The organism is Parafrankia sp. BMG5.11, assembly GCF_004337455.1.
The window spans coordinates 1-7,593 of the sequence record NZ_SJXI01000106.1 but is presented as its reverse complement, the minus strand read 5'-3'; the positions used below and the strand labels follow the sequence as shown (position 1 = coordinate 7,593).

Annotated in this window: 9 protein-coding genes and 2 pseudogenes; 3 read left to right on the top strand and 8 right to left on the bottom strand. The window is 68.6% G+C overall.

The features are described from left to right. Positions 1-700 (top strand): annotated as a pseudogene (locus E0504_RS44310) (IS5 family transposase); the annotation flags it as partial. A gap of 432 nt (positions 701-1,132) precedes the next feature. On the opposite strand, the gene E0504_RS44305 reads toward E0504_RS44310, so the two are convergent. After that, a complete protein-coding gene (locus E0504_RS44305; protein WP_235014188.1) occupies positions 1,133-1,366 on the bottom strand; it encodes a helix-turn-helix domain-containing protein in 234 nt (77 codons plus the stop codon). A gap of 169 nt (positions 1,367-1,535) precedes the next feature. Then, a complete protein-coding gene (locus E0504_RS44300; protein ID WP_112107065.1) occupies positions 1,536-1,928 on the bottom strand; it encodes a helix-turn-helix domain-containing protein in 393 nt (130 codons plus the stop codon). Between the two features lie 147 nt (positions 1,929-2,075). On the opposite strand from E0504_RS44300, the gene E0504_RS44295 reads away from it, so the two are divergent. Beyond that, complete coding sequence (locus E0504_RS44295) at positions 2,076-2,915, top strand: NAD(P)H-binding protein (RefSeq protein ID WP_112107076.1); 840 nt, start codon at positions 2,076-2,078, stop codon at positions 2,913-2,915. A 111-nt stretch (positions 2,916-3,026) separates the two neighbouring features. On the opposite strand, the gene E0504_RS52975 is transcribed toward E0504_RS44295, so the two are convergent. From E0504_RS52975 to E0504_RS44280, 5 genes and pseudogenes are all read right to left on the bottom strand, one after another. Continuing rightward, positions 3,027-3,350, bottom strand: a complete 324-nt coding sequence (locus E0504_RS52975) for a hypothetical protein (RefSeq protein ID WP_235014192.1) — start codon at positions 3,348-3,350, stop codon at positions 3,027-3,029. 73 nt (positions 3,351-3,423) lie between these two features. Then, positions 3,424-3,840 (bottom strand): annotated as a pseudogene (locus E0504_RS52970) (AAA family ATPase); the annotation flags it as partial. A 75-nt stretch (positions 3,841-3,915) separates the two neighbouring features. Further along, the gene (locus tag E0504_RS51635; protein WP_200835332.1) at positions 3,916-4,536 is read right to left on the bottom strand and encodes a Mu transposase C-terminal domain-containing protein; all 621 of its coding nucleotides are present in this window, start codon (positions 4,534-4,536) and stop codon (positions 3,916-3,918) included. An 82-nt stretch (positions 4,537-4,618) separates the two neighbouring features. Beyond that, positions 4,619-5,407, bottom strand: coding sequence for a helix-turn-helix domain-containing protein (locus E0504_RS51630; protein ID WP_200835333.1), 789 nt, complete (start codon positions 5,405-5,407; stop codon positions 4,619-4,621). A gap of 268 nt (positions 5,408-5,675) precedes the next feature. Then, entirely contained in the window at positions 5,676-6,593 is a 918-nt protein-coding gene (locus E0504_RS44280) for an NADP-dependent oxidoreductase (RefSeq protein ID WP_112107066.1), read from the bottom strand. 123 nt (positions 6,594-6,716) lie between these two features. Between E0504_RS44280 and E0504_RS44275 the strand changes: the two genes are divergently transcribed. Next, positions 6,717-7,160, top strand: coding sequence for a helix-turn-helix domain-containing protein (locus tag E0504_RS44275; protein WP_112107067.1), 444 nt, complete (start codon positions 6,717-6,719; stop codon positions 7,158-7,160). A gap of 58 nt (positions 7,161-7,218) precedes the next feature. Here the strand turns inward: E0504_RS44275 and E0504_RS44270 are convergent. Further along, on the bottom strand, positions 7,219-7,593 hold a 375-nt coding region (locus tag E0504_RS44270; protein ID WP_243657916.1), incomplete at its 5' end, for an integrase core domain-containing protein.

Genomic DNA, 7,593 nt, shown 5'->3' with positions numbered 1-7,593 from the left:
AGATGAGTCAACGAGAGCTGACCGGATGCACCTGGCCGAAGACGTGATCGCCGCCCTGGAGAAAGCCGCCACCGAGGAGGAGAAGACCCGGCGAAAAGGGGCGGCACGCAGGGACAAGACAGGCAGAACATCGTGGACGACCCCGGCCGGGAACAACGGCGACACCTCCGGCGCCGACGCAAGGTCCGGCTGACCGCTGCTCTGCTGGGACGGTCGCGGGGCGGGCAGACCAGCAAGGTCCATCTCGCCGCTGACCGGCGGTGCCGGCCGTTGGCGTTCGTGCTGACCGCGGGGCAGGCCGCGGACAGCCCGCAGTTCATACCCGTGCTGGAGAAGGTACGGGTACCCGGGCCGGTCGGTCGTCCCCGTACCCGACCCGGGGCGGTCGCCGGGGACAAGGCGTACTCGTCGCGCGGCAACCGTGCCTACCTGCGCAGACGTGGCATCAAGGCCGTCATTCCCGAGAAGGCCGACCAGGCCGCCAACCGCACGAGGAAGGGCAGCAGGGGCGGGGCGCCCCGTCCGCCACGACGCTGATCTCTACAAGGAACGGAACACCGTCGAACGTCTGATCAACAAGTTGAAGGCCTGGCGGGGAATCGCCACCCGCTACGACAAGACCCCGGGCAGCTACCTTGCCGGCCTTCACCTCCGCGCCTCGATGATCTGGATCAAGGAGTTCACCCGGACCCCCCTTTGATCACAACCAGATACGCGCCCTAGACGGCGGTCCGGGTGGTCATAGCAGCGCAGCAGCACATGCGTTCACCGTAGCCGACACGGCGCAGAGCCGTGCAGGAAGAAGAACCGCTCCAGCTCCGCCACGCGGACCAACCCTCGAACCGCCCGCGCCGCAATCTGCGCACCCGTCAAGAACTCCACCGGCACGCAGATCATCAACCCAGCGGCTGCCGATGATCAGGCCGCCCTAACTCAATTCTGCGCGGTTCCTCCTCGACCCCAAGCCTTCGGCGCTCAGTAAGCCGAGGCGGTGGGCGCCCGGTAAGGACCTTGATGGCTTGCGTCCCCGGTGTCGGCAAACGGTCGTCTGTCGACACCATCCGGCGACCGCCCGCCACCCCACCGAGGAGCGTTGTGATCTTCGCCGGTAAGTGGCGGTGATCCTGCACTGCTATTGCGCTTGTGTCGTCGCGGGTTCGACGTCTGTCAGGTAGCGGTGCAGTGAGGTCTTCGGGATGCCGGTCTTGGTGGCGATCGCGCCCAGGCTCTCGCCTCGGGCTTTGAGTAGCCGGGCGTATTCGATCTTGTCGGTGGGGTGGGCGATGGGCCGGCCGACGTGGCGGCCCTTGGCCTCAGCCACTGCGCGGGCGTTCGCGGCGCGTTCGGCGGTGAAGGTGCGCTCCATCTCGGCGAACAGGGGAACGCCGAGGTTGTCGTTGGCGGCAGGATCTCGCTGGTCACGCAGATTGACGTTAATGCAGGAAACCGGCTACTGACACCGGCACCGCGCACTCGGTGATGTCCCGTAAGACTGGTTCAGTGAACTGTTCCGGGAGGGCAGTGGCGGAGTGGCGTTACCGCGGCGTTGTGTCGTAGGTGCGCCGGGCTTGTTCCACCTCGTCAAGGCGGGCGGTAGCCCATTCGGCGAGGTGGGCGAACAGTGGAGCGAGGCTGCGGCCGAGGTCGCTGATCTCGTACTCGACCCGGGGTGGGACTTCGGGGTGGTAGGTGCGCACGACGAGCCCGTCGCGTTCGAGTTGTCGGAGGCGCTGGGTCAGCACCTTCGGCGTGATCGTGGTGATCCGCCGCTGCAGTTCGACGAAGCGTTGTCGTCCCTGATAGTTCAGCGTCCACAGGATCGGGGTGGTCCACCGGCTGAAGACGATGTCTACGACCGGGGCGACGGGGCAGGCCTGCGCGGGGTCGGCTGACGCCGAGGGTATCCAGGTCGCCTGGTCCTGCTGCACACGGACTCCTCCGACATAGTCACTTTCCTGTAGGTACCTACTATACCCGTGATGCTAGCTTCGCCCGGTCACCGCCGAACAAGACCAGGGCGGCGGCGATTACACCCGATCGAGGCACGGGTGATGTCGAAGCATGAGGAGCCGTTCATGATCGTAGTAACGGGAGCCACCGGCAACGTCGGTCGCGTACTCGTAGAAGCACTGACCGCGGCCGGTGAGCAGGTGACCGCGGTATCGCGAGGAACGTTGCCGGTGGCAACCCCTGAAGGCGTGCGATACCAACAGGCTGATCTGGCCCGGCCCGAGACCCTGCGACCGGCGGTGGACGGAGCCCATGCGCTCTTTCTGCTCGTCGCGGGTGCCGGTGCGCATCTGAGCCCCGGCGACATCCTCGACGTCGCGAAAGCCGGTGGAGTCGAACACATCGTCCTGCTCTCCTCGCAAGCCGCCGGAACCCGCCCGCAGTCCGTCTCCCACGCACCGCTGCGCGGCATCGAGAATGTCGTTCAGCAATCCGGCATGGCCTGGACGATCCTGCGACCGGGGGGCTTTGCGTCCAACGCCTACGCGTGGGCAGAGTCAGTTCAGACCGAGCGGACGGTTGCCGCGCCGTTCGGCGACGTCGGCCTGCCGGTCGTCGATCCAGCCGACATCGCCGAGGTCGCTGCCATGGTCCTGAGGGAGGACCATCACGCCGGCCGGATCTACGAACTGACGGGACCGGCCCTGACCACGGCCCGACAGCGTGCCCACATCATTAGCGACGCGCTCGGCCAGCCGATCCGGTTCGTCGACCAGACGCGTGAGGAAGCCCGCGCGCAGATGGTGCGGTTCATGCCCGAGCCGGTGGTCGACGGCACCCTGGCCATCCTCGGGGAGCCCACCACGGCAGAGCAGCGGATCAGCCCGCACACGGAGCAGATCTTGGGCCGCGCACCGCGCGCCTTCGACGACTGGACCCAGCGCCACATCCACGCCTTCCGGTAAGGACATGCTCGCCTCGCTGGTCGCTTGGCCAGCAAGGCGAGATGGGTGCGCGTCATCTGGGGTGAGGAGGGTGTAGATCCGGACGGTGTCGGTGCGGGCGTGGCCGATGGCTCACAGCACGCCGATGACGAGGGACTCGCGGGCGGCCTCGACGACTTCCTTGGTGACTATGAAGAGCTGGTTGATGTCCAGGACCCGCTTGATCTGGGCGATCAGGCGGGCGGTGAGCCGGAAGTTGCCGCTGGTGATGCGGATGATCGTGGCGAGGGTCTCGGCGGTGGTGAAGTCGTCCGGGTCGTGCAGGCCGAGCTCGGGCCAGTGGCGGGCCAGCACGAACGCCTGCTCCTCGGCGGAGAGCACCCGGTAGTGGTGGACGAACCCGACGCTGCTGTAGAGCTGCGGGTAGCGGGCCAGGCGCTTCTCGATGCCGGGCATGCCGATCAGGATCCGCCCGACGCCGGTCCCGCAGTTGTTCCAGGGTCGCGGTCTTGAGTCGGTCGGCCTCGTCGACGAGGAGCAGTTCGGCGTACCGGCCTGACGGTATCTGCGGGGCGTGGTCGGGGTGTTCGAGTGTCTGGATCATCCAGGACAGCCGGTCCTGGATGAAGGCCAGGTCCTTGTCGAGTCGGCCGGGGCTGTTGTGGACCTTGGGGGTGTAGAGCGCGCTGCGGGTGTCGAGGATCTTTCGGGGTACGCGGTCGGGCTCGAAGAACTTGAAGGCCTGGACGGCAGGCTCGATGAGGTCCCAGTGGGCGTACCGGCGCGCGGACAGGGTCTTGCCGACCCCGGGTGGCCCGTAGCACAGTCCGATGTAGCGGTCCCGGCGTACCGCGTCGGCGAACTCGGCGAAGCGCCGGTACTCCTTGGTGACGACGAACGGCGCTTCCGCCGCGGGCTCGTCGTCGACTTCCGGCGGGGTGGGCATCGCGGCGACGGTCGCCTCCTTGGCTGCCCATTGCTCGGGGGTGTCCGCGACACGCTCGCTGGGGTCGGCCATGGCTCAGTCCTCCCGGTAGAGCCTGAGCGCCGAGGCGGGGCGCGTCGGTTCGGGGTCCGGCGGGGCTGGCGCGGGGTCGGGTGGCTGGTGCACCGCCAGGAGTCGGTCGACAACGCCGGCGCGCTGGGTCAGCCCTTGGGCCAGGCCGCGGCGGCGGGCGTTGCGCGCGGCGGTGATCTCCTTGATGCCGATGGTCTGCGCGGCCAGCTCGGGGCAGACCGCCCGGCACAGGAACCGGTCGTCGTGGAACACACGGATCTCAGCAATGTCGCGCGGGTCGTAGCGGATGGTGACCGGTTCGCCGACGTACTCGCCGAGCACGGTGGCGTCGAGGTAGCGCAGGCCGAACAGGTGGATCCCGTCGGGGTGGACCTTGCGCGGCTTGGCGATGGTGAGCAGCAGTAGGTCGAGTTGTTCCAGGCTGGCGGGCAGGTGGGGCAGGAAGCCGGCTGCGTCCCAGCGGGTCTGGGGCGGCTGGCCGGTCTCGCTGTGGGGCTGCTGGTTGTACTCGGCGACGATGAACCGGCCAATCGCCGCGTCGAGCTCGGCGAGGCTGAGCTTCGCCTCTGTCCGGCCCGGTCGTTGGTGCCGCGTGGGGCGTAGCCGGGCAGGGTGGGCAGGCACCTCTGGTTGACCGTGGCGAAGTACCGCTCGATCTTCCCGCGGCCGCGCGGCCGGCCTGGCTGGGAGAACACGAGGCGGATCTTCAGGTCGGCGGCGACCTGCTCCAGGTGCTGGGAGGTGAAGTCCGAGCCGTGGTCGGTGTAGAAGGCGGCGGGGATGCCACAGACATGCCAGCCCGCTTCACTCTTGCGCCAGATCGCCTGCCGCGCAGGGCAAGCGCGGTCTGGATCGCCGACGGCGCGCCGAGGTTGACCGCGTACCCGGCGATGGCCCGGGAGTGGTCGTCCTCGATCACAGTCAGCCACGGCCGGGCTGGCTTGCCCGACGGGCCGAGCACCCACAGGTCGAGCTGGGTGTGGTCGGCCTGCCAGATCTCGTTCGGACTGGACGCCTCCCGGCGGTGGATCAAGTCGAACACCTCCCGGTACCGCTTGTCCCCGTCCAGGGCCAGGGTCCGCATCGCCGGGTCGATGTCCCGGATGACCGCGTACACGGTGGCGTACGCCGGCACCGACCACCCCTGGTCCTTGGCGACACCGGCGACGACGCGGTGCACGTGCGCTGCGGATGACCCCGGCGGACGAAGGGCCAGGCCCTCGATCAGCAGCCGCAGCTCGTTGGGTAGCCGCCGCGTGCCTCGGTCCGAGCGCGCCGACCGGACGAGCCCAGCCAGCCCGTCGGTCCGGTACCGGGCCAGCCACCGCTCGGCCGTGCGCAGCCGCACTCCCGCGTCGCCGGCCGCGCGGGGAAGTGGCACCCCGTCCTCCAGGTACGGGCGCAGCACCCGCCACCGGCGCAGCGCCTCCGCCCGTGCGGCCTCGGGCAGCTCGGCCAGGCCGAGAGGCGACGGCGAAGGGGGCGATCCACGCACGACCGCAGGTTACGACCAAGATCCGTCATGTCCGGCCCGGACACGCGGGCCCGTTCCACATCCTTGGAAGTGGAACGGCTGTCCGACCGACCGCTCGTGGTGTCGATGTCCGTGGTTCCCTGCACGCGGTCGGGTTGATGAGGTTTGGCGTTCCTGGCTGGGCACCACGTGGCGCGTCCAGCCAGGAACTTGCCCGGCCACAGGTACAGGCGGTTGAGTAGCCCAATGACGTGAATGGTCGGATCGTCGAGCTGGATGTTGCTGGCCATTAGGGCTGGAGCACGTAGCGACCGCGCACCCCGCCCTTCGCCATGGCCCGGTGGGCGTCGGCGGCCTGGTCCAGCGGCACGACCGTGTGCACTCGGGTCGGAAGTTCGCCTGACGCGGTGCGGGCGAGCAGGTCGCCCAATCGCGGGCCGTCGGGGTGCGTTACCACGACGGCTACGGTGATTCCGCGCTCCGTGGCCGGCACGGCGTTCGGCCGGATACCGACGAACGCCCCGCCGTCACGGACCAAGGCGAGACCCTGCTCCTGCAGTACGGCACCGTCGGCGACCGCGTCCCAGCCCGACTCGGCGTGCGTGGTGAAGCCGGCGCCGAGGCTGCGGACGAACTCCTCGTCCTCGGCTCGGGCCAGGCCGGTCACCCGCCAGCCGCGGTCCTGCGCGAGCGAGGCGACGTACCCCCCGACCGCGCCGGCCGCCCCGGTCACCAGCAGCCGGTTACCGCCGGTGGGCGCGTCACCGAGCAGGTCGACGATCTGCGCCGCAGCCAGCCCATTGAGCGGCACCGTCGACGCCGCGACCAGGTCCAGCCCGTCGGGCACGACGGCGAGGTCGGCGGCCGGCACGACGAGCTGCTCGGCGTAGGTGCCGAAGTCGCGGTCGAACCCAACCACCAGACCGGCGACCCGGGTACCGACGGCCAGATCCACGCCGCGGCCGGTGGCTACGACGATGCCGGCGAAGTCCCAACCCAGGCCGGTACGCTCCGGCTGATTGATCAGCCCCATGGCATGGAAGAAGCCACCCGCGACCCCGAGGTCGACGGGGTTGACCGGCGCAGCGGCGATCTCGACCCGGACCTCGCCGGGCCCGGGCTCGGCAACGGGAACGTCAATGATCTCGATCGAGCCGGGTCCGCCCGGGGTGCGCACGACGGCGGTGCGGAAGGTGGACATGCTCATGGGTTCACTCCCTGTGGGCTTGTGTTCGACGGTCATCCCACATCACTATTGAGGGATAACTCTCCACTAGGAAGTACGCACCTCACAGTGCGTAGGGCACCGCCCGGTAGGAAGGAGCAGTCGATGCCAACACTGACGGCAGCCCAGAAGCGGGCACAGGCGCAGGCAGACTACGACGCGTTCCTGGCACGCTGCCCCAGCCGCCAGCTACTCGACCGGATCTCCGACAAGTGGGTGACGCTGGTCCTGGCAGCTCTCGGCAGCGACGGCCCGCACGCCCCCGGCAGCAACCGTGTCGGCGAGCCACGAGCGATGCGCTACTCGGAGTTGGCCCGCCGGCTGGCCGGGGTCAGCCAGAAGATGCTCACCCAGACGCTGCGCTCCCTCGAGCGCGACGGCCTGGTCACCCGCACCGTGACGGCGACCGTGCCGGTCACCGTCACATACGAGCTGACCGACCTGGGTCTCTCGCTCCACCACATGATGCGCGGCATCAAGGATTGGGCCGAGGCGCACATGGACGAGGTGCTCGCCAATCGCGAGGAGTATGACACCCGCGTCGCCTGAACACTGACTGAGGTGCTGCCCGTTTCTCGGACACGGACGTAGACGGACTATAGCAGCTTTATGCTGCTTCCTTCACTTCGTTCTGAGTTGAGTGGTATACGCGCTCGATGTGTTCTGGGGTGCGGTAGCCGAGCGTGGAGTGGAGTCGCTGCCGGTTGTAGGAGACTTCGATGTATTCGGCGATCGCGGTACGGGCGGCGCGGCGGGTCGGATAGGTTTCCCGGTGGACGAGTTCGTTCTTGAGTGTTCCAAAGAACGACTCCGCGGCGGAGTTGTCCCAGCACACTCCGGTGGCGTCGACCGACGGGCGCGCGCCGTGGCGTTTCAGGACGCGATGGTAGGCATCCGACGTATCTTGGGCGGATTCAACTGGTCGTCGCAACACCTCGATCCGGAGGTGTGGGAATGGGGCGGCCGGCGGATTGGACCGAGA

Bases quoted from the DNA above. Each gene is read 5' to 3' on its own strand.
- E0504_RS44305 (WP_235014188.1), bottom strand. From the start codon at position 1,366: ATGGAGCGCACCTTCACCGCCGAACGCGCCGCGAACGCCCGCGCAGTG.
- E0504_RS44295 (WP_112107076.1), top strand. From the start codon at position 2,076: ATGATCGTAGTAACGGGAGCCACCGGCAACGTCGGTCGCGTACTCGTA.
- E0504_RS52975 (WP_235014192.1), bottom strand. From the start codon at position 3,350: ATGCCCGGCATCGAGAAGCGCCTGGCCCGCTACCCGCAGCTCTACAGC.
- E0504_RS44280 (WP_112107066.1), bottom strand. From the start codon at position 6,593: ATGAGCATGTCCACCTTCCGCACCGCCGTCGTGCGCACCCCGGGCGGA.
- E0504_RS44275 (WP_112107067.1), top strand. From the start codon at position 6,717: ATGCCAACACTGACGGCAGCCCAGAAGCGGGCACAGGCGCAGGCAGAC.